We start from the raw sequence: 25795 nt of genomic DNA, 5'->3' as shown, positions 1-25795 counted from the left end.
ACACGCCGAAAGTCTTGTTCCCGTTACCCGCATGTGGTTAGCCAGAGGCCATGAAATTCTTTCCGAAGCAGTTGATCGACGGCTACCGGACGTTCGCCACCCAGCGGCTGCCGACTGAACAGTCCCGCTACCGCGACCTGTCGGAGCGCGGCCAGTTTCCCGAGACCATGGTGATCGGCTGCTGCGACTCCCGCGTTTCGCCGGAGGTGATCTTCGACGCCGGCCCCGGCGAGTTGTTCGTGGTCCGCAACATCGCCAATCTGGTTCCGGTCTATCAGCCCGACAGCAACGCCCACGGCGTCTCGGCCGCGCTGGAATATGCCGTGACCGTTTTGAAGGTGAAGAACATCGTGGTGCTGGGCCACGCGCAGTGCGGCGGCATCCGCGCCTTCGTCGACAAGATCAAGCCGCTCACGCCCGGCGACTTCATCGGCAAATGGATGCAGATGTTCATCAAGCCCGGCGAAATCGTCGAGCAACGCGAGCATGAGACCATGCAGGACTTCGTCGTCCGCATCGAGAAGGCCGCGGTGTTCCGCTCGCTGGAGAACCTGATGACGTTCCCATTCGTGCGCGAACGCGTCGAGAGCGGCGAGATGCAGCTGCACGGTGCCTATTTCGGCGTCGCCGAGGGCTCGCTGTTCGTGCTCGACCGGGTCGCGAAGGAATTCATCAGCGTCCGCGACGAGCTGAAATCAGACCAGTAATCTACTCGCTGCCGTGATGGCCGCTGCCCCAGCGGTCGGAGATCGCGAGCATGAAGGACGACACCACGAATACCAGGTGCACGCCGACCAGCCAGGCGAGCTTGCTGGGATCGAACGCGGTATCGAGGTTCATGAACGCCTTCAGCACCTGAATCGCCGAGATCGCGACGATCGACGCCAGCAGTTTTTGCTTCAGGCCGCCGAAATCGACCTTGGTCATCCAGTCCGGCCAATCCGGATGCCCTTCCGGATCGATCTTCGAGACGAAGTTCTCGTAGCCTGAGAACACCACGATCAGGATCAGATTGCCGGTCAGCGAGATGTCGATCAGCGCCAGCACGCCGAGAATGATGTCGGATTCCTTGGCATCCGGCACATGCAGGATGAAGTGCCACAGCTCCATGCAGAACTTGAACAGCAATGCCGCGAGGCTGATGACGAGACCGAAATAGAACGGCGCCATCAGCCAGCGGCTGTTGAACAGCAGGTTCTCGAAACGACGTTCAACCCGCTTCAGCGTCGGATTGGGCCGATAGGTCCCCGGTTGTTCCGCTTCCGCCATGCCACGCGCTTCCTGACGCCGTATTCCCGCGGCAGCTTTTATGCCGCCTTCTGCTTGGCGGTGATCAGCTTGCGGTTGATCAGGACTTCGGCGATCTGCACGGCATTGAGCGCCGCGCCCTTGCGCAGGTTGTCCGACACGCACCAGAAAGACAGGCCGTTCTCCACCGTCGCGTCCTCGCGGATGCGGCTGATATAGGTCGCGTCCTCCCCGGCAGCCTCATAGGGCGTGACGTAGCCGCCCGGCTCGTGCTTGTCGATCACGAGGCAGCCCGGCGCGCGGCGCAGGATGTCGCGCGCCTCGTCCGCCGTGATCGGATTGGCGAACTCGACATTGACGGCTTCGGAGTGACCGACGAAGACCGGCACGCGTACGCAGGTGGCGGCGAGCTTGATCTTCGGATCGAGGATCTTCTTGGTCTCCGCCATCATCTTCCACTCTTCCTTGGTGTAGCCGTCTTCCATGAAGACGTCGATCTGAGGAATGACGTTGAAGGCGATGCGCTTCGGAAACTTCTTATTGACCAGCTCGTCATTGGTGTAGACGGCCTTGGTCTGCGAGAACAATTCGTCCATTGCGTCCTTGCCGGCGCCCGACACCGATTGATAGGTCGAGACCACGACGCGCGTGATCGTCGCCTTGTCGTGCAGCGGCTTCAGCGCGACGACGAGCTGCGCGGTCGAGCAGTTCGGGTTGGCTATGATGTTCTTCTTGGTGAAGCCGGCGGTCGCATCCGCGTTCACTTCGGGCACGATCAGCGGCACGTCGGGGTCCATGCGCCAGGCCGAGGAGTTGTCGATCACGACGGCGCCGGCGGCGCCGATCTTGGGTGACCATTCCTTGGAGACCGAGCCGCCGGCCGACATCAGGCAGATGTCGATGTCGGAGAAGTCATAGTGCTCGAGCGCCTTCACCTTCAGCGTGCGGTCGCCATAGGAGACCTCGATGCCGACGCTGCGGCGCGAGGCCAGCACGATGACCTCGTCGGCGGGGAATTTGCGCTCGTCGAGAATGTTGAGCATTTCGCGCCCGACATTGCCGGTCGCTCCGACCACCGCGACTTTGTAACCCATCGTTCACTCTCCGACGAAAAATGCCCGTTCCCCCGCAAGCTGCGGAAAGGGAAGAGGCAGCGCTTCTATGCGAGAAACCCCGTCAAGACAACGTTGCGTAGCTTTTGAGCGTTTTGATGCGTTTATTTCGGGCCGATCCGGCCGCGCCCCATCATACGAGAAATCCGTCAGCACTGACGAGCTTCGTCGACGAGGTGTACGCGACGCTCTCCCGGCTGTTCGCCTATGTCGCCGTGCTCGCGCTGTTCGTCGTCCTCGGCAACTATCTATGGAAGCAACTGCCCGACGCAACGGCGATGGCGGCCCCTGCCGCCGCAGGCTGGAGCCCGGCCGGCCGCACGGCGCCGGCCTTTGCCGTAAGCCGGCTCGATCTGCGAGATAAAACAGAGACTTACGAGATCTTCCGGCACCCCGAGGGCGGCCGCAAGGACGCCTTCCGTTGGGCCGATGCCAACGGTGCAACAGTCGCCGAGCTGGAAATCTATCGCCCCGGCGGCGAGGCCATGGGGCCTGCGGTCACCGAGATTGTCGGGCGGCTCCACCCGGGCGGCGTCCGCGAGTTCGAGGCTGCCGGCATCGTCGACAGCAAGTTCGGCAGCGTCACCTTGCTGCGCCCGGCGCGGCAGGACGGCGACCGCGCCTGCCTCGGCTTCCTCAAGCAGGCCGACGCGCCTGACCTCCGGATCTCCGGCTGGACCTGCCAGGGCGCCAGCCTGCCGGCCCGGCGCGCCGCGATCATCTGCATGCTGAACCGCCTGACCCTGCTGGCCGCGGGCAACGATCCGCGGCTCGCCGCCCTGTTCGCGCATGCCGAGCTCAAGCGCACCGACTGCGTTACCTCCGGCGCGCCGGCCCTGTCGGCCGACTGGGTCATGGGCAGCGAGAACCCGCGCCTGCGCGGCGCCCTTTGATGGCGAGACCGTGGCAAGGCACTGGTTTTCATGAAACTTTTGGACTTGGACACGCATTATCTCGGCCGGTGTGGCGCAATTGACCTAGTGACGGCCTCCCCACCATGGCTACAATGTGTTCCGAGTGATTTCGGCGGACGCGCCAGCCCCGACGGGGCCGTAATGACGAGGATGCGATGACCCTAGAATTCCCTGCCGCGAACAAGCTCGTGGTGTTGCTTGCCGCGGCTGCCGTCACCGCAACCGCGTTCGGCATGACCGCAGCCAGCGCGCAGAGCCCGAGCACACGCAAGCAGCAGGAGCAGTATGACCGCGATGGCCGCCGCTACTACGGCGCGCAGGGTCCGAACCGGGTCTATCAGCAGGGTCCGCGCACCCGCGTTTACGTCACCACGCGCTCGTGGCTCGACGCCGGCACCGAAGTGCTGCCGGGCGACCGCAAGTTCAACGACTACGCCTATCCGCCGGAGATCGGTTATCCCTCGTTCGCGCGTGAGAACAACAACCGCCCGATCGATCGCCAGCCGCTCAGCCCGCCGGCCGATCTCGGCGGCTATCCGCGGAATTTCCCGCTGTACTGAGAATTTCGGCGAGCAGCCGATACGAAAATGCCCGGCTCCGGCCGGGCATTTTCATTTTTGGTGCTGTCATTCCGGGGCATCGCGCAGCGATGAACCCGGAATCTCGAGATTCTAAGGTGCGCAAGCGCACACCATAGTTCGATGCTACGCATCGCCCCGGAATGACGGCAGAGCCGTCACGCGTGCAGCTTCTGCAATTCCTTCAGGATCGCCTCGCCCATCTGGCTCGTGCTGGCCGGCGTGGTGCCTTCCGACTTGATGTCGGCGGTGCGCAGGCCGCTGGCGAGCACGGCCGCGATCGCCGCATCGACCTTGTCGGCGAGCTCGCCCATGTCGAAGGAATAGCGCAGCGCCATGCCGAACGACGAGATCATCGCGATCGGATTGGCGAGGCCTCGGCCTGCGATATCGGGCGCCGAGCCGTGCACCGGCTCGAACAGCGAGCGCCGCTTCTTCGTCTTCGAATCGACTTCGCCGAGCGAGGCCGACGGCAGCATGCCGAGCGAGCCGGTCAGCATCGCCGCGATGTCCGACAGCATATCGCCGAACAGATTGTCGGTCACGATGACGTCGAACTGCTTCGGCGCCTTGACGAGGTTCATACCGCCGGAATCGGCGAGCTGGTGCTCGAGCGTGACGTCCTTGTATTCGCGCGCGTGGACCTGGGTCATGACCTCGTTCCAGAGCACGCCCGACTTCATGACGTTGCGCTTCTCCATCGACGTCACCTTGTTGCGGCGCTTGCGCGCCAAGTCGAAGGCGACGCGGCCGATGCGCTCGATCTCGTAGGTGTCATAGACCTGGGTGTCGACCGCGCGCTTCTGGCCGTTGCCGAGATCGGTGATGGTCTTCGGTTCGCCGAAATAGACGCCGCCGGTGAGCTCGCGGACGATCATGATATCGAGCCCCTCGACCACGTCGCGCTTCAGGCTCGAGGCCTCGGCGAGCGCCGGGTAGCACACCGCCGGGCGCAGATTGGCGAACAGGCCGAGATCCTTGCGCAGCCGCAGCAGGCCGGCCTCGGGACGCACCTCATAGGGCACGCTGTCCCACTTCGGGCCGCCGACCGCGCCGAAGACCACGGCGTCCGCCGCCGTCGCCTTGGCCATGTCGCCCTCGGAGATCGACACCTTGTGGGCGTCATAGGCGGAGCCGCCGACCAGGCCCTGCTCGGTCTCGAACTTCGCGATGCCCTGCGCATTCAGCCAGTCGATCAGGCGCTGCACCTCGGCCATCACTTCGGGGCCGATGCCGTCGCCGGGGAGAAGCAGCAGTTTATGGGTCGCCATGGTGTTACCTCGAGCTAATCGTTGTTGTCGTTGCCGGGCAAGAGCGCGAAGCGCGTCCTCGCACAGATGACCCGGCAATCCATCCCGCTTCGAAAGGCCTCTGAAGATGGATGGATGCCCGGGTCGAGCCCGGGCATGACGAGCGGGGGAAATCCGGCCGGAGTGCTAAAGCGCCGGAGCCGGATTGGCAAGGCACCTCGGATCGGCCCAGAATGGTCCCAACGGGCAACCCGCGCCTCTAGAAGCCAACAAGACGGACCTCATGACCGCAGCCATCGTCTACGCCTTCGCCTCGGCGATTTTCCTCGGCGCCGGGGTGGTGCTGGCGCAGCTTGGCCTGCGCACCGTCGAGCCGCTGTCGGGCGCCGCGATCAGCGTGCCCACTTTCACCCTGCTATTCCTGGTGCTGTCGCCGCTGATCCTGCATGGCGAGCCGGTGGTCTGGCGTGCGCTGCCGATCTTCATGGCGATCGGGCTGTTCTTCCCGGCCTCGCTGACGCTCCTGACCTTTGCGTCAAACCGGGCGCTGGGACCGGTCATCACCTCGACGCTGGGCAATCTGGCGCCGCTGTTTGCGGTCACCGCCGCCGTGGTGCTGCTGCACGAGCCCTTGCTGCCGCAGCAGCTCATCGGCCTCGTCGTCGCGGTCGCGGGCGCCGCCATCATCACCGTGACGAGGCCGCGCGACCTCGGCCATTGGCGCAGCTGGGCGCTGCTGCTGCCGCTTACCAGCGCGCTGGTGCGCGGCATCGTGCCGCCGATCGCCAAGCTCGGCCTTGCGATCTGGCCGAGCCCGCTATGGGCCTGCCTGGTCGGCTACGTCATGTCCTCGCTGGTGGTGCTGACCGTGCAACGGGTCCGCAAGGGCAGCTTCATGGTGCAGGCGCCGCGCGAGGGCCGGTTCTGGTTCGCGCTGACCGGGATCAGCAACGGGCTCAGCGCGCTCAGCCTGTTCGCCGCGGTCCGCAACGGCCCGATCACGCTGGTGGCGCCGCTCGCCGCGATCTACCCGCTGGTCACCGTGGCGATGAGCGCGGTGGTGCTCAAGCATGTCGAGATCACCGCGCGGATCGTCGGCGGAACCCTGCTGACCGTGATCGGCGTCGCGCTGGTCCTGATCGCCTGATTGCCTGATACGCAAGACAGTGTTGCGGGCATCGGCGCTGGGCAGCGCCGCCGCGGCCTGTCACAATGGCCGCATTGCCGGAGTGAATTGTGAGAGCCCCCGCCCCGTCCTACCCGCATGCCGCGCGGCTGATCCTTATTCTGTCGCTCGCACCGACGGTCGGTCTCGGCATCGGCCGGTTTGCCTATTCGCTGGTGCTGCCCGACATGCGCGAGCAGCTGGCCTGGTCCTATTCGGCCGCCGGCTTCATGAACACGATCAACGCCGCCGGCTATCTGGTCGGCGCGCTGCTCGCCTCACGCCTGATCGAACGCTTCGGACTTGCCGCATCGGTGCGCTGGTCGACGCTGGCCTGCGCGCTGTCGCTGGCGCTTTGCGCCCTCACGGGCAATTTCGTGGTGCTGAGCTTTGCCCGCCTGCTGGTGGGCTTCGCCGCCGCGATCGGCTTCGTCGGCGGCGGCGCGCTCGCGGCAACCATCGCGCAATCGCGACCCGAACGCGCGAATTTCCTGCTCAGCCTGTTCTATGCCGGGCCGGGCGTCGGCATCCTCGCATCGGGCTTGATCGCGCCCTTCGTGCTGCAGGGCTTCGGCGCCGGCTCGTGGTCGATCGTGTGGTGGGCGATGACGCTACTTTCCGCGATCATGACCGTGCCGCTGATGCTGGCGCCGCTCCACGCCAACACCGCCGCCGGCGGCATCGTGCGGACCCAATTCGCTGTCATGCCGGTCCTGATCTACCTCGCCGCCTACTTCCTGTTCGGCGCCGGCTACATCGCCTACATGACTTTCATGATCGCCTATGTCCGGGACGGCGGCGGCGGCGCAGCTGCACAGAGCGCGTTCTGGAGCCTGATCGGCGTCAGCGCATTCGTGACGCCCTGGGTCTGGGGGCGGGTGCTGGCGCTCGACCGCGGCGGGCTCGCCACCACCATCATCCTCGGCGTCAACGCCCTCGGCGCCAGCCTGCCGATCTTCGGGCATTCGCCGCTGCTGCTGGCGATCTCGGCGCTGGTGTTCGGCGTCGCCTTCTTCGCCGTGGTCGGCTCGACCACCGCCTTCGTGCGTTTCAACTACCCGCCGCAAGCCTGGCCGACCGCGATCGCGGCGATGACCATCGCCTTCGGCATCGGCCAGACGCTCGGACCGATCGTGGTCGGCGCCATCACCGACGCGGTCGGCAGCCTGTCATTCGCGTTGAATGTCTCGGCCGCGATGCTCGCGCTCGGCGCGCTGCTGTCGGCGTTTCAGAGGAAGGTCCCCTCCCAGCGTCGTCCCGGCGAAGGCCGGGACCCATAACCACAAGCGGTTGCGATGGAAGGGAACGTCTCCCCTCGTACCTATTCCCGCGGCCGCGGGGTATGGGTCCCGGCTCCCGTGCGCAATTGCGCATTAGGCCGGGACGACAGCGAGTTAGCTCCCGCTGAACGAATTGTAGCCCTGGTCTTCCCAGTAGCCGCCCTTGTAGTCGTTGGTGACTTCCATCGAGAGCACGTATTTCGGGTTCTTGAAGCCGAGCTTGGTCGGGACCCGGATCTTCATCGGAAAGCCGTAGGCGCGCGGCAGGATCTCGTCGCCGAATTTGAACGTCATCTGGGTCTGCGGGTGCAGCGCCGAGCGCATGTCGAGCGGCGAGTTGTAGCCGTCCTTGTCGGCGCACTGGAACCAGACATATCTGGCACGGGTGTCGGCGCCGACCAGCTTGAGGAAATCGCGCAAGGGTGTACCGGTCCAGCTGCCGATCGCGCTCCAGCCTTCGACGCAGATATGCCGCGTCACCTGCTTGACCTGCGGCAGCTTGTACAATTCGTCGAGCGTCCACGACTTCTTGTTCTCGACCAGCCCGCGCACCTCGAGCTTCCAGTCCGCTGCCGCAATCTCAGGCGCGTCGTCGAGATCGTAATAGGCGTTGAACGGGAACGGCTTGGTGATCATGCTCTCGGGGAAGGTCGGCGCCAGCGCATCCGGATTGAACATCCAGGCCTGCACCGCATCGTTGAACTTCGACACCTGCTTCAGCATTTCCTCGGCTGACGACGAATCGACCACATCGCAGCCGGTGAGCAGCGTCAGCGCGCCGAGGCTGGTGCCCGCCGTGATGAAGCGGCGGCGCGTCAGCTCCGGCATCGTCTTCACCGCATCGCGCACGAGCAGCTTCTTGTCGACACCGGGGATCAGGAGCTTGCGGAGACGACCCATGACTACCTCCCTAGCGTCCGATGATCATGGCGCGCAGGCTCTTCGGCACCAGCAGCGCGAGCGCGACATGGATCACCAGGAAGGCGACGATCAGCGCCATGCAGGTGAAGTGAACGTAGCGGGCGAAATCGTAGCCGCCGAACAGCGACACCAGCCAATGCAGCTGCACCGGCTTCCACATCGACAGGCCGGACAGCACGATGACGACGCCGACCACGATGATGCCGGCATAGAGCAGCTTCTGCACCGAATTGTATTTGCTGAGATCGTCATGCGACAGCTTGAAGGCCAGCGCCGCCTTGGTGTCGGCAATCACGCCGCCGGGGGTGATCGGCAGCAGCTTCTTGCGGAAGCGGCCGGTGGCGAAACCCAGCGCCAGATAGACCAAGCCGTTGGCCATCAACAGCCACATCGCGGCGAAATGCCAGAGCAGCGCACCGCCGAGCCAGCCGCCGAGCGTAATGCTCCGCGAGAAGGTGAAGCTAAATAGCGGCGAGGCGTTGTAGATCTGCCAGCCGGACATGATCATCAGGATCATCGCGAAGGCGTTGATCCAGTGCACCATGCGCACCCAGACCGGCTGGATCGCCTTCGCGGGCGTCGCGGTCTCTGCCTGGTGGTCGCTGACGGCAAGGCTCGTCATGGGATGTCTCTGCTCGTGATCGTTACCAGGTTATACGCCCGGAACCGGCGTTCCGTTACGGGGTCAGGCATCATCAGTTTGATATAGGCTGCTTCACATGGTCACAAAAATGCGAGCCGGGCGAGGCGCCGGCTCGCTATGTCGCGGGTCCTTTGAGGGACTAAAGCAGGCCGCCAGGTGTTACGTCGCCGGCATCAGCACGGTATCGACCACATGGATGACGCCGTTCGACTGGTTGACGTTGGAAATCGTCACCATCGAGCTGCCGCCCTTGGCATCGACGATCCAGACCTTGCCGTCCTGCTTCTTGACGGTCAGCTCCTCGCCCTCGGCGGTCTTCAGCTTCTTGCCGTCGGTGAGGTCGGAGGCCTCGAGCTTGCCCGGCACCACATGGTAGGTGAGGATCTTGGTCAGCGTCGCCTTGTTCTCGGGCTTGACGAGGGTGTCGACGGTTCCGGCCGGCAGCTTGCCGAACGCGGCATTGGTCGGCGCGAACACCGTGAACGGGCCCTTGCCTTCCAGCGTGCCGACCAGGCCCGCAGCCTTCACTGCGGCGACGAGCGTGGTGTGATCCTTCGAGTTGACGGCGTTCTGCACGATGTTCTTCGACGGGAACATCGCGGCGCCGCCGACCATCACGGTCTTTTCCTCGGCACGGACCGGCGCCACGACAGTGGCGGTGATCGCAAGCGCGCTGAAGGCGGCGGCGGCGAGATAGGCAATACGCTTCGACATGGTTTCATCTCCCGATGAGTAGGCCGACCGGCGAGGCTTCGCCGGCGTTGAAGGGGCAACAACGGCGCGTGCTGGTTGATCAGTGCGTCGTCGTTGGCTGAGCTACGGCAGGCTTTCCGGACGGTTTCCGGAAATAATTCTTTGTGATTGTTGAAACCGGCCGGCGCGCGCTGCGTACACGCGACGCCTCGCGCTGCCCGGCATGCATTCCATTCAGCGGAATGGACGCGTGCGCTGCCGCGAGCAATTTGCTTGCCGCAGTCAGCTGATTGGTTCAGCTTGAGGTTGCGGCACAGCTTCGCAGAAAGCGGCCGCGGGGAGGCATCATGAGCAGCATCACGGCTGACGGCCACGCCGCACCTGCGGTGAACGATGCAAGTATCGACATCGGTCCGCTCGAGCAGAAGCACCTGCAATACGCCAACTACCGCGCGGTTGCGGACACAACCGAGATCACGAAAACGCATTGGCATATCGCCACCGCCAACGCGCTCGGCTGGGGCTTCGACGGCATGGACGGCGTGATCTTCGCGCTGATCTCGCCGATGGTGATCAAGGAATTTTCGCTGAGCCTGCCGGAGTACCGCTCCGGCATGCAGATCGCGCTGTTCGTCGGCATCGCGGGGCTTTACTTCTGGCCATGGCTCGCCGACCGCTACGGTCGCCGCACGCTGCTCGCCGTCAATATCGCGCTGTTCTCGCTCCTGATGCCGGTCGCGGCGATGTCGCCGACCTTCGCGGTGTTCGTGATCGCGCGCTCGCTGTTGTTCTTCGCGCTCAACGGCGAATGGTCGCTGGGCTCGATGCTGGTCGCGGAGACCTGGCCGGCCCGGCTGCGCGGCCGCGTCATCAGCATCACCCGCTCGGCCTGGTGCCTCGGCGCCACGCTCGCCGGCGCAATCACCGGGCTCGTGGCTGCCAATTTCGGCTGGCGCATCGCAGTGATGGTGCCCGGCGTGATCGCGCTGCTTGCGATCTATATCCGCTCCACCTGCCCGGAATCGCCCTATTGGGTGCGCGCGCAGGACCGCAAGCGGCGCATCTCGGAGACGCTGGCGCGCGGCGGCACGGTCAGCGCCGAGGACAGCGCCTGGTTCGGCAAGGCCAAGTCGGTCGGCATCCGCCAGGTGTTCATGCCCGACGTGCTGCCCGCCACGCTTGTTGCGCTGTTCGTCGCCTGCGCCTCGACCTGCATCTACGGCACGGTCGGCGCCTGGATGCCGCTGTATCTGTCGACCGAGAAGCACTGGTCGACCGCCGAGTACAGCCTGTTCTACGTGTTCTACGGGCTCTGCGGCTTCCTTGGACTGTGCTTGGTGGGCTGGCTGATCGACAAGATCGGCCGCCGCCGCACCTTCATCATCACCCTGATCGAGGGTGCGATCTTCATGACGCTCTGGGTCTATTCCGAAGACCGCGTGCTGCTATGGACGTTCGGGCTCGCCTGGTGTCTCGGCTTCCTCGGCTTCTGGGGGCCGAGCACGACGCTGACCGCGGAGATCTTCCCGACCCGCATCCGCGGCGCCGCCAACGGCGTGGTCTGGGCGATCGCCTATTTCGTCGGCTTCGTGCTGTTTCCCTTCGTCTCGATCGCGCTTCAGCAGCACACCGGCTCGTTCGCGCTGTCGTTCCTCTGCATCCCGGTGCTGATGATCGCGATGGCGATCGGCGTGTTCCTGTTCGTGCCGGAGCATACCGGGAAAGAGCTGAACGAGATCATCGAGTGAGTCGCGCGGGACTCCGTCGTTTGTAGCCCGGATCAAGCGCAGCGAGATCCGGAACCAGCCTCTCCGCGGGCAGACCGTCGGATTACGCTTCGCTCCATCCGGGCTACGGAGCTCCAACCTCCCCTTGAAAAGGGGAGGTCGCTTTGCTCGCAGAGCAAAGCGGGTGGGGATCAGCGCTCTCCGCATACAGCATAGCCTGCGGCTGACCCCCATCCCGGCCTTCCCCCTTTCAGGGGAAGGAGAAGACGGTCCTCATCTAATCCCGGTTCGCCGGCGTCTGGATGAAGCCGCGGTTGTGGGTCGGGCTGATCAGGATCTCGTTCATGCACACCCGTGCCGGCATGCTGGCGACGAAGGCGATGGTGCGGCCGCAATCCTCGGGCTGCAGCATCTTGGCCTGCTCGGCTTCGCTCGGCACCACCGGCCGCTGCTTCAGGATTGGGGTCGCGACCTCGCCCGGCGACAGGCAGCAAGCGCGCAGGCCGTTGACGCATTCGTCCATGTTGAAGGAATGGGTCAGCGCCAGCACGGCGTGCTTGGTCGTGGTGTAGGCCGGGCCCGGCATCTTCGAGACGTGGCGGCCGGCCCAGGAGGCGACGTTGATGATGCAGCCGTCCTTCTGCTTGCGCATCGTCGGCAGCACCGCGCGCATGCAGTAGAGCACGCCGTTGAGGTTGACCTCGACGAGCTTGTCCCAGCCTTCCAGTTCCATGTCGGCCCAGCTGCGCTTCGGCACGTTGATGCCGGCGCTGTTGACCAGGAGGTCGATGCGGTCGTGCCTGCCGACGATCGCCTCGGCGGCCTTGTTGACGTCGGCCTTGTTGCTGACATCGAGCGGGATCGCCTCGGCCTTGCCGCCCTTTTTGGTGATGTTGGCCACCACGCGGTCGAGCTCTTCCTTGCGGCGGCCGGAGACCACCACCGTCCAGCCGTCCGCAGCCAGGAATTCCGCCCCGGATTCGCCGATTCCAGTACCGCCGCCGGTAACCCAGGCCACGCGTTTCCCATTATTTGTCATGCAAACTGTCTCCGTTGCTTTCCGAAGGGCGTTTTTGCTAATCCAGCCGAAATCTTCCGGCCCTTCGCCCCTCGGGGAATGTTTGCATGAACACGACCACCAACGCCAATCTGTTTTCCCGCCTGTTCGACGGCCTCGACGACCCCAGCCGGCTCGCGATCGAGCAGCTCGACGGCAGCCGCATCTCCTATGGCGATTTGATCGCGCGCGCAGGCCAGATGGCGAACGTGCTGGTTGAGCGCGGCGTCAAGCCGGGTGACCGCGTCGCGGCGCAGACCGAGAAGTCGGTTTCGGCCCTGGTGCTGTATCTCGCCACTGTGCGCGCCGGCGGCGTCTACCTGCCGCTCAACACCGCCTATACGCTGAACGAGCTCAAATACTTCATCACCGACGCCGAGCCGGCGCTGGTGGTCTGCGATCCTTCCAAGCAGGACGGCATCAAGGCGATCGCCGCCAAGGTAGGCGCCAAGGTCGAGACGCTCGGTGCCAACGGCAACGGCTCGCTGACCGAGGCCGCCGACCAGGCGGCGAAGGAATTCGCCACCGTGCCGCGCGGCAACAATGATCTCGCCGCGATCCTCTACACGTCGGGCACCACCGGCCGCTCCAAGGGCGCGATGCTGTCGCACGACAATCTGGCCTCGAACTCGTACTCGCTGGTCGACTACTGGCGCTTCACCGACAAGGACGTGCTGATCCACGCGCTGCCGATCTATCACACCCACGGCCTGTTCGTGGCCAGCAACGTGACGCTGTTTGCGCGCGCCTCGATGATCTTCCTGCCGAAGTTCGATCCGGACGTGATCATCAAGCTGATGGCGCGCGCCACCGTGATGATGGGCGTGCCTACCTTCTATACCCGCCTGCTGCAGAATCCCGGCCTGAACAAGGACGCCACCGGGCACATGCGGCTGTTCATCTCGGGCTCGGCGCCGCTGCTCGCCGACACCCATCGCGAATGGTCTGATCGCACCGGCCACGCCGTGCTCGAGCGCTACGGCATGACCGAGACCAACATGAACACGAGCAACCCCTATGACGGCGACCGCGTGCCCGGCGCGGTCGGCTTCGCGCTGCCCGGCGTCTCGGTGCGGGTGACCGATCCCGAGACCGGCAAGGAGCTCGCGCGCGAGACCATCGGCATGATCGAGGTCAAGGGCCCGAACGTGTTCCAGGGCTACTGGCGCATGCCGGAGAAGACCAAGGCCGAATTCCGCGCCGACGGCTTCTTCATCACCGGCGACCTCGGCAAGATCGACGACAAGGGCTATGTCCACATCCTCGGCCGCGGCAAGGATCTTGTGATCTCGGGCGGCTTCAATGTCTATCCGAAGGAGATCGAGAGCGAGATCGACGCCATGCCCGGCGTGATCGAGTCAGCCGTGATCGGCGTGCCGCATGCCGATTTCGGCGAAGGCGTCACCGCCGTTCTGGTCTGCGCCAAGGGCGCCGATGTCAGCGAGGCCGCGGTGCTGAAGGCGCTCGACGGACGGCTGGCGAAGTTCAAGATGCCGAAGCGCGTCTTCGTCGTCGAGGAATTGCCGCGCAACGCGATGGGCAAGGTGCAAAAGAATATTCTGCGGGATACGTATAAGAATATTTACGCGAAGGGATGAAGCCGCAAGAACGTCGTGAGGGGTAGATGGAGCGGGAGCAGGCTATCCAGATTAACGATCAACTCGTCATCGCGCACGAGGCGATGAAGAAGGCTCGAATCGCGATTGCGGAGCTCGGAAAGCAGGAGCGGCTTGAATTGGATGGCCGGCTTTATGACCTCCTGCTCGAACTGGAATGGCAGGTGATGCTACCGCTCTACGAACAGTTTCGCGACCTGATGAAGCTGGAGCTTCACGAAGAACTGCCTCCCCCGACCTCCGAACTGAAGTGGAGTGACGTGCGTCTTCCCCGTGGCGCTACGGAAGCTGCGCTCGACGACGTCATCATGTCGGCCCTGACATCGCGATGGCAGAAGGTCGCGATGATTATAGGGGTCGCGATGGCAGACTGCGAGAAACTGAAATTGCCGATAGCTCCTGAAATGATCGGAGCACGCTTGCGATTCCTGTCCCACGCTGATCGGATCGAGGGCGTCGGAGACCTCCGACCGTGGGGTCACAGCGAAGTACGGCTGAAGGACGAGCCGATCAGTGCCCGCCCAGCAGGCTGATCACGAACCGTCCGCCGACGATGAAGAGATAGGCCCCGAACGCCACCTCCAGCGCCCGCTTCGACAGCGCGTGCGCAACCTTGACGCCGAGCGGCGCGGTGACGAGCGTGGTCGGCATCACCAGCAGCGCCCCGATCAGTGAGACGTAACCGAGCGCGAACGGCAATTGCAGCGCGGCGACGTCGGGGAAGCGCGCGGCCGCGGGCCAGCCGGCATAGACGTAGCCCAGCGCGCCGGGGATCGAGATCAGCACCGCAAGCGCGGAAGAGGTCGCGACCGCCTGATGGATCGGCCGGCCGTAGAAGGTCATCAAGAGGTTGGCGAACAGGCCGCCGCCGATGCCCATCAACGTCGACAACAGGCCGACGAAGAAGCCATAGGCGCGCATCAGGAAGCCCTTCGGCACGTCGTCGCCGAACTTCCAGGTCTCGCGCGCCAGCAGCAGGCGCGCGGCCGCCGACCACGCCACCATCACGAACACGATCTTGAACAGCCGCTCCGGCGCGAACCGCGCGGTGACGCTGCCGGCGGCGACGCCGATCACGATCGGCAGCCACCAGCGCTTCAGGATCTCCATATCGACCGCGCCGCGGCGATAATGGGCGCGGAACGAGCTCAGCGAGGTCGGGATGATGATCGCGAGCGAGGTGCCGATACACAGCGGCATCCGCACCTCGAGCGGCACGCCCGCCAGCCGGAAGCATTCGTAGAACACCGGCACCAGGATCGCGCCGCCGCCGATGCCGAACAGGCCGGCGAGAAAGCCGGACAGCGCCCCGACCGCAATCAGCAGCAGCGCAAGTTCGAGCAATTCCTTGGGATCGAGGCCGGCCATCATGTCCTTCGCATCGTCAGGAGGCGCCTGCCTCGGTGCGGTCGGCCAACCACAGTGCGACCAGCGCTGCCACGGGAGCAGCGACCGCAATCAAGGCAAAGCGGAGTGGGATCGAGGACGTCGCGCCCTGCATCGGCAACGTCAGCACGTCGATTAACAGTCCGACGCAGGAGAAAACAAGCAGGATGGCCGGATCGTCGGCGCCGGCACGTCCGCGCCGCTCGAGCGAATTTGGACGGATGGACGTTGAGGCCATGTCGAACTCCTCAAATCGTGGAGCCGTCAGGCTAGACCCTTCTGAAAGACGGGGGTATTGCTGCAGATGAGCAGGCTCTCTTGCGAAATGCGGAAGGATCGGGCTTGGACCGGCTTGCGGCGATGGCGGCCTTTGTCCGCGCGGTCGAGAGCGGCAGCCTGTCGGCGGCCGCGCGCTCGCTGCCGAGCTCGCTGACCTCGGTGAGCCGGCAGATCAGCGCGCTCGAGGAGCAATTCGGCACCCGCCTGCTACTGCGTACCACCCGCCAGCTCGCGCTGACCGACGACGGACGCATCCTCTACGAGCGCGCGAAATCGATCCTCGGCGAGATCAGGGAGATCGAGGCGGCGCTGGCGCGCGACCCGCATCAGCCATCGGGACGGATCCGCGTCAGCTCGCCGAGTCTGATCGGTCGGCTCGTGATCGCGCCGCTGCTGGTCGAGTTTCTGCGCCGCTATCCGGCGCTGTCCGTCGACCTTCTGCTGGTCGACCGCGCCGTCGACATGGTCGAGGAGGATATCCATCTGGCTATACGCATCGGCCGCTTGCGCGACTCGCAGCTGGTAGCGCGCAAGCTCACCGATCTGCAGATGATTGTGTGCGCGTCGCCGGACTATCTGGCCCGGCGCGGCGCGCCGCAGACACCGGTTGATCTTGCCGGGCATGACTGCCTGGTGTTTTCCGATTCGCCCGGCAGCGCGGAGTGGCGCTTTGCCGACGGCAGCAAGACGGGTCGCAAAATCCGCATATCCGGTCGGCTCTGGATGAATAGCCTTGACGCGCTGGTCAGCGCGGCGCGGGAGGGCGCCGGCATCGTCCGCGTGCCGTCCTGGCAAGTGCAGTCCGAGCTCGCCGACGGTCGCCTGACGCGCCTGTTGATCGACCATGAGCCGGCGCCGACGCCGCTACATCTGATGCTTCAGCCGTCACGTCTCGCATCGCCTAAGATCAGGGCATTTGTCGATTATCTGGTGGAACGGTGGGGCAAAATCGACGCCTTGCGACCCCCGTTTGCGGGCAGTTGAGCGCGCCAACCGATCCACGAGCATCCCGATTCATTACTTTGTTCGCTCGGCCTTGCATCTGGTATACCACACTGCGGATCAACCAGAATTCGGCAACTCTAACAATGAACTTCGGTTCGACCGAAGGCTATTTGGCCGTTGCGCGGGGTGATCCGACTCCGTAAATAGAACTCCTCTACCGCGTTCCCCGATGGGCCGGCCGCGGTCCCTCACAACATAAAGCCCGCCGATGACCGCCAGGATCGAACGACCGCTTTCACCCCATTTGCAGACCTACCGGTGGACGCTGACGATGGCGCTGTCCATCGTCCACCGCGCCACGGGTCTGGCCCTCTATTTCGGCACGCTGCTGCTGGCCTGGTGGCTGATCGCCGCCGCTTCCGGCCCCTCGGCTTACGCCAACGTCCAGGCCTTCACCGGCAGCGCGATCGGCAAGCTGATCGTGTTCGGCTACACATGGGCGCTGATGCACCATCTCTGCAGCGGCATCCGGCATTTCGTCTGGGACCTCGGCTACGGCTTCAAGGCTAATGAGCGCGAAGCCCTGACCTGGGGCGCGCTGGTCGCCGGCATCGCGTTGACCGTTTTGGTCTGGATCATTGCCTACGCCGTGGGAGGTGGACGATGAGCGGCCCCTCCTCGATGCGCACGCCGCTGGAGCGCGTCCGCGGCCTCGGCTCCGCGCACACCGGCACGGGCGATTTCTGGCGCCAGCGCCTCACCGCGGTTGCGATGACGCTGCTGATCGTTCCCGTGATCGTCGTGGTGATCACGCTGATCGGCCGCAACCATGCCGGCGCGGCGCAGATCCTCGGCTCGATCCCAATCGCCATCATCCTGCTGCTCTTCATCGTCGCCAGCACCTGGCACATGAAGATCGGCATGCAGGTCGTGATCGAGGACTACATCCATAACGAGAAGCTGAAGATCGCCAGCGTGATGGCGAACAACTTCTTCTGCGTCGCGGTCGCATTGGCCTCGATCTACGCAATCCTCAAATTGTCGTCGGGAGTTTGATCCATGGCCGGTGAAGGAAACGGCAAGGCCACCAACGGTGGCCCGGCCACGAACGGCAAGGCCTACCCGATCCAGGACCACACCTACGACGTCGTTGTGGTCGGCGCCGGCGGCGCGGGCCTGCGCGCAGTGGTCGGCTGTTCGGAAGCCGGGCTGCGCACCGCATGCATCACCAAGGTGTTCCCGACCCGCTCGCACACGGTGGCGGCGCAGGGCGGCATCTCGGCCTCGCTCGGCAACATGCATCAGGACGACTGGCGCTGGCACATGTACGACACCGTGAAGGGGTCGGACTGGCTCGGCGACCAGGACGCGATCGAATACATGGTGCGCAACGCGCCCGACGCGGTCTACGAGCTCGAGCACTGGGGCGTTCCGTTCTCGCGCACCGAGGACGGCAAGATCTATCAGCGCCCGTTCGGCGGCATGACCATCGACTTCGGCAAGAGCCAGGCACAGCGCACCTGCGCCGCCGCCGACCGCACCGGCCACGCCATGCTGCACACGATGTACGGCCAGTCGCTGCGCCACTCGGCCGAGTTCTTCATCGAGTTCTTCGCCATCGACCTGATCATGGACGATCAGGGCGTCTGCCGCGGCGTCATCGCGCTCAAGCTCGATGACGGCACGCTGCATCGCTTCCGCGCCCAGACCACGATCCTGGCGACCGGCGGCTATGGCCGCGCCTATGCCTCCTGCACCTCGGCGCACACCTGCACCGGCGACGGCGGCGGCATGGTGCTGCGCGCCGGCCTGCCGCTGCAGGACATGGAATTCGTCCAGTTCCATCCGACCGGCATCTACGGCTCGGGCTGCCTCGTCACCGAAGGCGCCCGCGGCGAAGGCGGCTATCTCGTCAACTCCGAGGGCGAGCGCTTCATGGAGCGCTATGCGCCGTCGGCCAAGGACCTCGCCTCGCGCGACGTCGTCTCGCGCGCGATGACGATCGAAATCCGCGAAGGCCGCGGCGTCGGCAAGAAGAAGGACCACATCTTCCTGCACCTCGACCACCTCGATCCGAAGGTGCTGCATGAGCGGCTGCCGGGCATCTCCGAATCGGCCAAGATCTTCGCCAATGTCGACGTCACCCGCGAGCCGATCCCGATCGTGCCGACCGTGCACTACAACATGGGCGGCATCGCCACCAACTATCACGCCGAGGTGCTGACCAAGCGCAATGGCGACGACAATTCGGTGGTGCCGGGCCTGATGGCGATCGGCGAAGCGGCCTGCGTCTCGGTGCACGGCGCCAACCGCCTCGGCTCCAACTCGCTGATCGACCTCGTGGTGTTCGGCCGCGCCGCGGCGCTGCGCCTTGCCGACAAGCTGACCGCGAACGCCAAGCAGCCGGAGCTGCCGAAGGATTCCGCCGATCTCGCGCTCGGCCGGCTCGATCACTTCCGCCATGCCTCCGGCGGCACGCCGACCGCCAAGCTGCGCGACAGCATGCAGCATGTGATGCAGAACAATTGCGCGGTGTTCCGCACCGGCGACGTGCTGCAGGAAGGCCAGAACCTGATCCACAAGGTCTATGGCGGCGTCGGCGACATCTCGGTGTCGGACCGCTCGCTGGTGTGGAATTCCGACCTGGTTGAGACGCTGGAATTCGACAATCTGATCGTGCAGGCGGTCGTGACTATGGATTCGGCGGCGAACCGCACCGAAAGCCGCGGCGCGCATGCGCGCGAGGACTTCCCGGACCGCAACGACAAGGACTGGATGAAGCACACGCTGACCTGGATCGATCCGGCCGGCAAGACTGCGATCGAGTACCGTCCGGTGCACAGCTACACGATGACCAATGACGTGCAGTACATCCCGCCGAAGGCGCGGGTCTACTGAGAACGAAGGCGAGCAAGCATGGTTGAATTCGCACTTCCGAAGAATTCGAAGATTTCCGGCGGCAAGACCTGGCCGAAGCCGGCCGGCGCCACCGAGACGCGCGAATTTCGGGTGTATCGCTGGAACCCGGACGACGGCAAGAATCCGAGCGTCGACACCTATCATGTCGACACCAATGATTGCGGTCCGATGGTGCTGGACGGCCTGATCTGGATCAAGAACCACATCGACCCGACGCTGACCTTCCGCCGCTCCTGCCGCGAAGGCGTCTGCGGCTCCTGCGCGATGAACATCGACGGCCAGAACACGCTGGCCTGCACCAAGTCGATGCACGACGTCGGCGCCGGCGGCGCGGTGAAGGTCAATCCGCTGCCGCACCAGCCGGTGGTGAAGGACCTGGTCCCGGACCTGACCAATTTCTACGCCCAATATGCCTCGATCGAGCCGTGGTTGAAGACCACGACGCCGACGCCGCAGAAGGAGTGGAGGCAGAGCCACGAGGACCGCGAGAAGCTCGACGGCCTCTACGAGTGCATCCTGTGCGCCTGCTGCTCGACCTCATGCCCGAGCTACTGGTGGAACAGCGAGCGCTTCCTCGGCCCCGCCGCGCTGCTGCAGGCAAACCGCTGGGTCACCGATTCCCGCGACGAAGCGACCGGCGAGCGGCTCGACAATCTCGAGGATCCGTTCCGCCTCTATCGCTGCCACACCATCATGAACTGCGCCAAGGCGTGTCCGAAGGGCCTCAACCCCTCCGAAGCGATCGCCGAGCTCAAGTTCAAGCTGGTCGAACGCCAGATCTGATCCGTTGCAGCCGCGGCTGGCGCTGTTATCAGCGGCCAGCCGCAGCAGGCCGGATCAGGATATCGGCGCCGACCGCATCGACGCCGGATCGATCGAGGTCGAGTACGACATCGACGATGCTGTGATCGTCCGGATCCATCGTCACGGTGAAGCCGAGATCGCGGCACATCCCGATCATCGTGGTGTTCTCGGTCAGCACCTGGCCGGACAGACGCTTCAATCCCTCCGACCGCGCATAGTGGATCAGGAGCTGCATCAGCGCCCAGCCGAGCCCTTTGCCCTTGAGATCGGACTGCAGCAGGATCGCGTATTCGGCATTCTCGTACAGCGAGTCCGAATGCAGCCGGACCGCACCCATCATCTCGCCGGTGTTCGGATCGAGCGCCACAAACGCCATCGCCCGCGCATAGTCGAGCTGGGTCAGGCGCGCGATGAAGGCGTGCGAGAATTCCTTCATCGCATGGAAGAAGCGCAGCCTGAGGTCTTCGGCGGTGACGCGCTTGAAGAACTCGCTGACCATCGGCTCGTCTTCCGGCCGCATCGGGCGTACCGTGACACGCGAGCCGTCGCGCAGCGCAAGCTCACCTTCCCATTGCGACGGATAGGGCCGCACCGCGAGCCGCGTTTGGCCGGCAAACAGCCGCGCCGGCTTGCGGATCGCGACCCGCGCATCGAGCGCGAGCACGCCGCTCTCGTCCGCCAGCATCGGGTTGATGTCGAGCTCGGCGACCTCGGGAATGTCGGCCGCCATCTGCGCCAGCTTGACGAGGGTGAGCGGCACGACGTCCGCCGGGACCGCCGGCACATCGCCATAGCCGCCGAGCAGCCGCGAGACGCGGGTGCGCCCGATCAGTTCGCGAGCGAGATTCATGTCGAGCGGCGGCAGCGCCAGCGCCTTGTCGTTGATCACCTCGACCGCGGGGCCGCCACGCCCGAACACGATCACCGGACCGAAGGTCGGATCTTCGGCGATGCCGAGGATCAGTTCGCGCGCCGCGCGCCGCACGATCATCGGCTGGATCGTCACGCCTTGCAGGATGGCATCGGGCCGGGCACTTCGTGCCCGCGCCATGACGGTCCGGGCAGCTTCAACGACGCTGTCTTTCGTGCGCAGGTCGAGGATCACGCCGCCGACATCGGAGGCGTGCCGGATGTCGCGCGAGAACACCCTGACCACGATCGCATGTCCCTCGGCGAGGAACGGCGCCGCCTTCTCGGCAGCGTCCTCGGCACTGTTGGCGACGAGCGTCGTCGCGATCGGAATACGATAGGCCGCGAACAGGGCGACGATCTCGGCCGGATCGAGCCAGGCGCGCCCTTCCGACAGCGCGTTCACGACGACATGGCGCGCCGCCGCCGTCTCCGGCGTGAACACCGATGCGACGCCAGGCGGGGTTGCGGCGAGCGCGGTCGAGGCCTCGCGATAGCGCACCAGATACATGAAGGCGCGCACCGCATCGTCCTCGGTCGGGAAGTGCGGAATCCGTGCCGCCTCGAAGATCGCGCCGGTGCGCTCGTCGGCGCCGACCCAGGCCGCGAGCACCAGTGCGGCGACCGCACTCCGCTTCGTCCTGCGGTCGCGGACGCATTGCGCCACCGCCTCTGCAATCCCCTGGGCCGGCGCAACCGCGGTTTCCACATTCGCGACCAGCACCGCATCGCTGTTCGCATCATCGAGCAGTGCGCTGAGCGCCACCACGTAGCGATCGGCATCGGCATCGCCCGCGATGTCGACCGGATTGGCGCAGGACCAGCCCGGCGGCAGCACCTTGTCGAGCCGTTCGATGGTCTCCGCCGTCAGTGTCGCAGGAACCGCGCCGAGCTCGGCCAGCCGGTCGGTCGCGAGGATGCCGAGCCCGCCGCCATTGGTCAGGATCGCCAGTCGGTTGCCGCGCGGAACGAAGCCGCGGCCAAGCAGTTCGGCGCAATCGAACAGCTGACGCAGGTCGTAGACGCGCAGCATGCCGGCGCGACGGAATGCGGCGTCGTAGACCGCATCGGAGCCGGCCAGCGCGCCGGTGTGGGTCGCGGCGGCCTTGGCGCCCTGCGCCATCCGTCCCGACTTGACGATGACGACCGGCTTCAGCCGCGCCGCGGCGCGCGCCGCCGACATGAACTTGCGCGCGTCCTTGACGGCTTCGAGATAGATCAGGATCGCGCTGGTGTGGTCGTCGAGCGCGAAATAATCCAGGAGGTCGGCGACGTCGACATCGAGCTGGTCGCCGATCGACGCGATGCCGGAGAAGCCGAGCCGCCGCTCCGCCGCCCATTCGATCATCGCCGACGCGACCGCGCCGGACTGCGAGATCAGAGCAACGTGTCCGTCGGACGGCTGATGCGAGGCGAAGCTCGCATTGAGCTTGGCGCGCGGCACCATGACGCCGAGGCAGTTCGGCCCGATCAGGCGCATACCATGCCGTCGCGCCGTCTGCCCCGCGGTCTCCGCGAGCGAGCCCGGGCCATGGCCGAGACCGGCCGACAGGATCGCCGCGCCGACAACGCCGGCTGAAGCCGCCTCCGCGACGATCTCCGGAACCGCAGCCGCCGGTGCGCTGATGACGAGGAGGTCCGGAACGAATGGCAGCGATTTCAGGTCGGGAACGGTCGGCGCACCATCGACGTCGGCATAGTTCCGATTGACGACGCCGACGCGGCCGGTGAAGCCGCTCGCTCTGATGTTCCTGAGCACCGCCGCGCCGAGCGACGACGGACGCGGGCTGCCGCCGACGATTGCGATGCTTCGAGGCGAAAATAGCCGCTCCAGGCCGTACGTCGACATTGCATGGTCTCGCAGGGAACACGCGGAGGCGCCCGCTTCATGCGCCCTCGATCAACTCTACTGCTTCGCTTGGTTGCATGCACCTATCGCAGTTTCGAGTCGAGATGATGAAACTGTGTTGCCGATCAATGCAGGCCGAGCGCCTGCGCGAGGTTGAAAGTCAGGAAGCTCGCGACATAGGCCAGCGCGAGCATGTAGACGAACGTCACCACCATCCACTTCGCGCCGCCGGTCTCGCGGCGGATCACCGCGAGCGTCGAGGCGCATTGCGGGGCGAAGATGTACCAGACCAGCAGCGAGAGCGCGGTCGCCAGCGTCCATTTCTGCGCCAGCACCTGGCCGATCTGGTCCGCCGCCTCCTTGCCGCCCTCGATCGAATAGACCGTGCCGAGGGCTGCAACCGCGACCTCGCGCGCGGCCATGCCGGGGATCAGCGCCACCGCGATCTGCCAGTTGAAGCCGATCGGCCGCAGCAGCGGCTCGAGCGCATGGCCGATCATCGCGGCAAAGCTGTAGTTGATCGCCGGCCCCTCGGCGCCGGCCGGCGCCTGCGGGAACGAGGCCAGGAACCAGATCAGCACCATCATCGAGAGGATCGTGGTGCCGGCCCGGTACAGGAACATCTTGGCGCGGGTGAACACGCCGATCGCGATGCTCTTCGGCCGCGGCATCTTGTAGTCGGGCAATTCCAGCATGAACGGTGCCGGCGCGTGATCGCGCCACAAGAAGAATTTCGCGATCGCCGACACCGTCAGCGCGCTGGTGATGCCGGCGGCGTAGAGGCCGAACATCACGAGTCCCTGCAGATTGACGAAACCCCACAGCGTGGTCGCTGGAACGAAAGCGGAGATAATCAGCGTGTAGACCGGAATGCGCGCCGAGCACGTCATCAGCGGCGCGATCAGGATCGTGGTCAGGCGGTCGCGGCGATTGTCGATGACGCGCGTCGCCATGATGCCGGGAATGGCGCAGGCAAAGCTCGACAACAGCGGAATGAAGGCGCGGCCATGCAGCCCGGCGCCGCCCATGATGCGGTCCATCAGGAACGCGGCGCGCGCCATGTAGCCGAAATCTTCCAACAGCAGGATGAACAGGAAGATGATGATGATCTGCGGCAGGAACACGATCACGCTGCCGACGCCGGAGATCACGCCATTCTGCAGGAAGCTCTGCAACAGGCTCCAGCTTTCGGGCAGCAAATTGTGGATCAGCTGCCCGAGCGCGGCGAAGCTGTCCGACAGGAACTCCATCGCGGGCTGCGCCCAGGTGAACACCGCCTGGAACATCACGAACAGGATCACGGCCAGGATCACGAGACCCCAGACCGGATGCAGCACGACCGAATCGATCCGGTTGGTCAGCGTGTCGGGCTTGGTCGGCAGCGTCACCGCCGCCGCGATGATGCGGTCCGCCTCGCGCTGCGCCGCCTTGAGGTCGGCAATCGTCGGCGTCGTCCATTCGCTGGCCGCCGCCTCATGCGACTTGGAGAGGAATTCGTCGGTCCGCTTCAGGAGCTCGTCGATGCCGCCCTTGCGGACCGCGACCGAGGTCACGATCGGCAGTCCCAGCTCCTGCGACATCCGGTCGATGTCGATCGTGACGCCGCGGCGCTTGGCGATATCGATCATGTTGAGCACGAGCATCATCGGCCGGCCGACGCGCTTCAGCTCGAGCACCAGCCGCAGGGTCAGCCGCAGATTGGTGGCGTCCGCGACGCAGAGCACGAGGTCGGGCACCGCCTCGCCGTCGAAGCGGCCCAGCACGATGTCGCGGGTGATCTCCTCGTCCGGGCTGCGGCCGCGCAACGAATAGGTGCCGGGCAGGTCGAGCACGGTCACGCTGCGGCCCTCGGGCGTGACGAAGCCGCCGGACTTGCGCTCGACGGTGACGCCCGGATAGTTGGCGACCTTCTGACGGCTGCCAGTCAGGCTGTTGAACAGCGACGTCTTGCCGGTGTTCGGCGCGCCGACCAGCGCCAGGCGCAGGGATGCAGCGGTCATTCGACGATCACAGCCATGGCTTCGCTCCGGCGCAGCGCGATCGTGATGTTGTCGACGCGCACCGCGATCGGGTCCTTTCGTATCGTGCCTTCATGCAGGATTTCCACGCGCGCGCCCTCGACAAATCCCATCTCGACCAGGCGCTGCTCCAGCTCCTGCGGAGACAGCGATGAGCCCGTCACGAGCGCATCGAGCCTGATGATCTTTCCGACAAAACCGCGATCCGCATGTCCGAGCCGGACGTCCTGCAAATCATCCCGGGAGCTGTTTGGATCGCCTGTCATGCGGCCTGTTTTTCAGCAGGTAGTCACAGGGTCAAGCGTTTGCCCGTGAGAGGTTTTAGAACTCCTAAAAACAGCGCCCGGAAGCGCCATCCAGGCCGATTTTCCGCTTGACTGCCGGCGAGGCGCTAACGAGGTCGTGATGCCGCCGCGCCGCAGCCGCCCCGTGCTGCCCCGGACGCGAGCCGGCTGCGAGTTGATCGATCCGGGTTGGCCTCC

The 25795-nt window shown here is 65.2% G+C and carries 25 protein-coding genes; 13 read left to right on the top strand and 12 right to left on the bottom strand.

Annotated elements, in window-relative coordinates; translation table 11 throughout:
- The first annotated feature begins 50 nt into the window (after positions 1-50).
- On the top strand, positions 51-707 hold the full coding sequence (locus J2R76_RS28850) for a carbonic anhydrase (protein WP_057020957.1): 657 nt from the start codon (positions 51-53) through the stop codon (positions 705-707).
- Position 708: 1 nt separating this feature from the next.
- Here J2R76_RS28850 and J2R76_RS28845 read toward each other — a convergent pair whose 3' ends face one another.
- Both J2R76_RS28845 and J2R76_RS28840 read right to left on the bottom strand, forming a co-directional pair.
- Positions 709-1269: a TIGR00645 family protein gene (locus J2R76_RS28845; protein WP_076834665.1), complete on the bottom strand. Its 561-nt coding sequence runs from the start codon at positions 1267-1269 to the stop codon at positions 709-711.
- A gap of 38 nt (positions 1270-1307) precedes the next feature.
- The gene (locus J2R76_RS28840; RefSeq protein ID WP_076834668.1) at positions 1308-2342 is read right to left on the bottom strand and encodes an aspartate-semialdehyde dehydrogenase; all 1035 of its coding nucleotides are present in this window, start codon (positions 2340-2342) and stop codon (positions 1308-1310) included.
- Between the two features lie 116 nt (positions 2343-2458).
- On the opposite strand from J2R76_RS28840, the gene J2R76_RS28835 reads away from it, so the two are divergent.
- Positions 2459-3253, top strand: a complete 795-nt coding sequence (locus J2R76_RS28835) for a hypothetical protein (protein ID WP_076834670.1) — start codon at positions 2459-2461, stop codon at positions 3251-3253.
- Between the two features lie 176 nt (positions 3254-3429).
- Entirely contained in the window at positions 3430-3834 is a 405-nt protein-coding gene (locus J2R76_RS28830; protein ID WP_057020960.1) for a hypothetical protein, read from the top strand.
- Positions 3835-4010: 176 nt separating this feature from the next.
- On the opposite strand, the gene leuB is transcribed toward J2R76_RS28830, so the two are convergent.
- Positions 4011-5123 carry a 3-isopropylmalate dehydrogenase gene (leuB, locus tag J2R76_RS28825; RefSeq protein WP_076834674.1) on the bottom strand — a complete coding sequence of 371 codons (1113 nt, stop codon included), beginning with the start codon at positions 5121-5123 and terminating at the stop codon, positions 4011-4013.
- Positions 5124-5385: 262 nt separating this feature from the next.
- Between leuB and J2R76_RS28820 the strand changes: the two genes are divergently transcribed.
- Together J2R76_RS28820 and J2R76_RS28815 are read left to right on the top strand one after the other, a co-directional pair.
- A complete protein-coding gene (locus J2R76_RS28820; RefSeq protein ID WP_076834675.1) occupies positions 5386-6249 on the top strand; it encodes an EamA family transporter in 864 nt (287 codons plus the stop codon).
- 89 nt (positions 6250-6338) lie between these two features.
- Positions 6339-7547 (top strand): YbfB/YjiJ family MFS transporter, encoded by a 1209-nt coding sequence (locus J2R76_RS28815; protein ID WP_076834677.1) that lies wholly within the window; start codon positions 6339-6341, stop codon positions 7545-7547.
- Positions 7548-7661: 114 nt separating this feature from the next.
- Here the strand turns inward: J2R76_RS28815 and J2R76_RS28810 are convergent, their stop codons facing one another.
- The 3 genes from J2R76_RS28810 to J2R76_RS28800 all read right to left on the bottom strand — a co-directional run bounded on the left by J2R76_RS28810 (position 7662) and on the right by J2R76_RS28800 (position 9825).
- Positions 7662-8447, bottom strand: a complete 786-nt coding sequence (locus J2R76_RS28810; protein WP_076834679.1) for a molybdopterin-binding protein — start codon at positions 8445-8447, stop codon at positions 7662-7664.
- A 10-nt stretch (positions 8448-8457) separates the two neighbouring features.
- A complete protein-coding gene (locus tag J2R76_RS28805) occupies positions 8458-9090 on the bottom strand; it encodes a cytochrome b/b6 domain-containing protein (protein WP_076834681.1) in 633 nt (210 codons plus the stop codon).
- A 180-nt stretch (positions 9091-9270) separates the two neighbouring features.
- The gene (locus tag J2R76_RS28800; RefSeq protein WP_057020966.1) at positions 9271-9825 is read right to left on the bottom strand and encodes a fasciclin domain-containing protein; all 555 of its coding nucleotides are present in this window, start codon (positions 9823-9825) and stop codon (positions 9271-9273) included.
- Positions 9826-10151: 326 nt separating this feature from the next.
- On the opposite strand from J2R76_RS28800, the gene J2R76_RS28795 reads away from it, so the two are divergent.
- Positions 10152-11552: an MFS transporter gene (locus J2R76_RS28795; protein WP_057020967.1), complete on the top strand. Its 1401-nt coding sequence runs from the start codon at positions 10152-10154 to the stop codon at positions 11550-11552.
- A gap of 256 nt (positions 11553-11808) precedes the next feature.
- Here the strand turns inward: J2R76_RS28795 and J2R76_RS28790 are convergent, their stop codons facing one another.
- Positions 11809-12570 carry an SDR family oxidoreductase gene (locus tag J2R76_RS28790; protein WP_057018142.1) on the bottom strand — a complete coding sequence of 254 codons (762 nt, stop codon included), beginning with the start codon at positions 12568-12570 and terminating at the stop codon, positions 11809-11811.
- Positions 12571-12656: 86 nt separating this feature from the next.
- Between J2R76_RS28790 and J2R76_RS28785 the strand changes: the two genes are divergently transcribed.
- Together J2R76_RS28785 and J2R76_RS28780 are read left to right on the top strand one after the other, a co-directional pair.
- Positions 12657-14186, top strand: coding sequence for a malonyl-CoA synthase (locus tag J2R76_RS28785; RefSeq protein ID WP_253625287.1), 1530 nt, complete (start codon positions 12657-12659; stop codon positions 14184-14186).
- 26 nt (positions 14187-14212) lie between these two features.
- Entirely contained in the window at positions 14213-14737 is a 525-nt protein-coding gene (locus J2R76_RS28780) for a DUF3658 domain-containing protein (protein ID WP_083715232.1), read from the top strand.
- Here the strand turns inward: J2R76_RS28780 and J2R76_RS28775 are convergent.
- Together J2R76_RS28775 and J2R76_RS28770 are read right to left on the bottom strand one after the other, a co-directional pair.
- Positions 14715-15575 (bottom strand): sulfite exporter TauE/SafE family protein, encoded by an 861-nt coding sequence (locus J2R76_RS28775; protein WP_076834685.1) that lies wholly within the window; start codon positions 15573-15575, stop codon positions 14715-14717. The two genes, J2R76_RS28780 and J2R76_RS28775, sit on opposite strands and share 23 nt — an antisense overlap.
- Positions 15576-15588: 13 nt before the next feature.
- The gene (locus J2R76_RS28770; protein ID WP_076834686.1) at positions 15589-15828 is read right to left on the bottom strand and encodes a hypothetical protein; all 240 of its coding nucleotides are present in this window, start codon (positions 15826-15828) and stop codon (positions 15589-15591) included.
- A gap of 122 nt (positions 15829-15950) precedes the next feature.
- Between J2R76_RS28770 and J2R76_RS28765 the strand changes: the two genes are divergently transcribed.
- The 5 genes from J2R76_RS28765 to J2R76_RS28745 all read left to right on the top strand — a co-directional run bounded on the left by J2R76_RS28765 (position 15951) and on the right by J2R76_RS28745 (position 20516).
- Positions 15951-16853 carry a LysR family transcriptional regulator gene (locus tag J2R76_RS28765; protein WP_253626102.1) on the top strand — a complete coding sequence of 301 codons (903 nt, stop codon included), beginning with the start codon at positions 15951-15953 and terminating at the stop codon, positions 16851-16853.
- A 229-nt stretch (positions 16854-17082) separates the two neighbouring features.
- The gene (sdhC, locus tag J2R76_RS28760) at positions 17083-17481 is read left to right on the top strand and encodes a succinate dehydrogenase, cytochrome b556 subunit (protein WP_028337891.1); all 399 of its coding nucleotides are present in this window, start codon (positions 17083-17085) and stop codon (positions 17479-17481) included.
- Between the two features lie 14 nt (positions 17482-17495).
- A complete protein-coding gene (gene sdhD, locus J2R76_RS28755) occupies positions 17496-17870 on the top strand; it encodes a succinate dehydrogenase, hydrophobic membrane anchor protein (RefSeq protein WP_141341401.1) in 375 nt (124 codons plus the stop codon).
- 3 nt (positions 17871-17873) lie between these two features.
- Entirely contained in the window at positions 17874-19712 is a 1839-nt protein-coding gene (gene sdhA, locus J2R76_RS28750) for a succinate dehydrogenase flavoprotein subunit (RefSeq protein WP_057018135.1), read from the top strand.
- Positions 19713-19730: 18 nt separating this feature from the next.
- Positions 19731-20516: a succinate dehydrogenase iron-sulfur subunit gene (locus J2R76_RS28745; protein WP_028337893.1), complete on the top strand. Its 786-nt coding sequence runs from the start codon at positions 19731-19733 to the stop codon at positions 20514-20516.
- A gap of 28 nt (positions 20517-20544) precedes the next feature.
- On the opposite strand, the gene J2R76_RS28740 is transcribed toward J2R76_RS28745, so the two are convergent.
- From J2R76_RS28740 to J2R76_RS28730, 3 genes are all read right to left on the bottom strand, one after another.
- On the bottom strand, positions 20545-23295 hold the full coding sequence (locus J2R76_RS28740; RefSeq protein WP_076834691.1) for a bifunctional acetate--CoA ligase family protein/GNAT family N-acetyltransferase: 2751 nt from the start codon (positions 23293-23295) through the stop codon (positions 20545-20547).
- Positions 23296-23420: 125 nt separating this feature from the next.
- Entirely contained in the window at positions 23421-25295 is a 1875-nt protein-coding gene (locus tag J2R76_RS28735; RefSeq protein ID WP_057018133.1) for a ferrous iron transporter B, read from the bottom strand.
- Positions 25292-25579: a FeoA family protein gene (locus tag J2R76_RS28730; RefSeq protein WP_057018132.1), complete on the bottom strand. Its 288-nt coding sequence runs from the start codon at positions 25577-25579 to the stop codon at positions 25292-25294. The genes J2R76_RS28735 and J2R76_RS28730 overlap by 4 nt, the downstream gene beginning before the upstream one ends.
- Positions 25580-25795 lie beyond the last annotated feature (216 nt).

This window comes from Bradyrhizobium sp. USDA 4532 (assembly GCF_024171315.1).
GTDB classification, from domain to species: Bacteria; Pseudomonadota; Alphaproteobacteria; order Rhizobiales; family Xanthobacteraceae; genus Bradyrhizobium; species Bradyrhizobium australafricanum.
Note: the sequence above shows the minus strand (reverse complement) of the source record. Positions and strands in the feature narration are given on the sequence as shown.

Coding starts and splice junctions, on each gene's coding strand:
- J2R76_RS28850 (WP_057020957.1), top strand. CDS start 51: ATGAAATTCTTTCCGAAGCAGTTGATCGACGGCTACCGGACGTTCGCC.
- J2R76_RS28845 (WP_076834665.1), bottom strand. CDS start 1,269: ATGGCGGAAGCGGAACAACCGGGGACCTATCGGCCCAATCCGACGCTG.
- J2R76_RS28840 (WP_076834668.1), bottom strand. CDS start 2,342: ATGGGTTACAAAGTCGCGGTGGTCGGAGCGACCGGCAATGTCGGGCGC.
- J2R76_RS28835 (WP_076834670.1), top strand. CDS start 2,459: ATGCGTTTATTTCGGGCCGATCCGGCCGCGCCCCATCATACGAGAAAT.
- J2R76_RS28830 (WP_057020960.1), top strand. CDS start 3,430: ATGACCCTAGAATTCCCTGCCGCGAACAAGCTCGTGGTGTTGCTTGCC.
- leuB (WP_076834674.1), bottom strand. CDS start 5,123: ATGGCGACCCATAAACTGCTGCTTCTCCCCGGCGACGGCATCGGCCCC.
- J2R76_RS28820 (WP_076834675.1), top strand. CDS start 5,386: ATGACCGCAGCCATCGTCTACGCCTTCGCCTCGGCGATTTTCCTCGGC.
- J2R76_RS28810 (WP_076834679.1), bottom strand. CDS start 8,447: ATGGGTCGTCTCCGCAAGCTCCTGATCCCCGGTGTCGACAAGAAGCTG.
- J2R76_RS28805 (WP_076834681.1), bottom strand. CDS start 9,090: ATGACGAGCCTTGCCGTCAGCGACCACCAGGCAGAGACCGCGACGCCC.
- J2R76_RS28800 (WP_057020966.1), bottom strand. CDS start 9,825: ATGTCGAAGCGTATTGCCTATCTCGCCGCCGCCGCCTTCAGCGCGCTT.
- J2R76_RS28795 (WP_057020967.1), top strand. CDS start 10,152: ATGAGCAGCATCACGGCTGACGGCCACGCCGCACCTGCGGTGAACGAT.
- J2R76_RS28790 (WP_057018142.1), bottom strand. CDS start 12,570: ATGACAAATAATGGGAAACGCGTGGCCTGGGTTACCGGCGGCGGTACT.
- J2R76_RS28785 (WP_253625287.1), top strand. CDS start 12,657: ATGAACACGACCACCAACGCCAATCTGTTTTCCCGCCTGTTCGACGGC.
- J2R76_RS28780 (WP_083715232.1), top strand. CDS start 14,213: ATGGAGCGGGAGCAGGCTATCCAGATTAACGATCAACTCGTCATCGCG.
- J2R76_RS28775 (WP_076834685.1), bottom strand. CDS start 15,575: ATGATGGCCGGCCTCGATCCCAAGGAATTGCTCGAACTTGCGCTGCTG.
- J2R76_RS28770 (WP_076834686.1), bottom strand. CDS start 15,828: ATGGCCTCAACGTCCATCCGTCCAAATTCGCTCGAGCGGCGCGGACGT.
- J2R76_RS28765 (WP_253626102.1), top strand. CDS start 15,951: ATGGCGGCCTTTGTCCGCGCGGTCGAGAGCGGCAGCCTGTCGGCGGCC.
- sdhC (WP_028337891.1), top strand. CDS start 17,083: ATGACCGCCAGGATCGAACGACCGCTTTCACCCCATTTGCAGACCTAC.
- sdhD (WP_141341401.1), top strand. CDS start 17,496: ATGCGCACGCCGCTGGAGCGCGTCCGCGGCCTCGGCTCCGCGCACACC.
- sdhA (WP_057018135.1), top strand. CDS start 17,874: ATGGCCGGTGAAGGAAACGGCAAGGCCACCAACGGTGGCCCGGCCACG.
- J2R76_RS28745 (WP_028337893.1), top strand. CDS start 19,731: ATGGTTGAATTCGCACTTCCGAAGAATTCGAAGATTTCCGGCGGCAAG.
- J2R76_RS28740 (WP_076834691.1), bottom strand. CDS start 23,295: ATGTCGACGTACGGCCTGGAGCGGCTATTTTCGCCTCGAAGCATCGCA.
- J2R76_RS28735 (WP_057018133.1), bottom strand. CDS start 25,295: ATGACCGCTGCATCCCTGCGCCTGGCGCTGGTCGGCGCGCCGAACACC.
- J2R76_RS28730 (WP_057018132.1), bottom strand. CDS start 25,579: ATGACAGGCGATCCAAACAGCTCCCGGGATGATTTGCAGGACGTCCGG.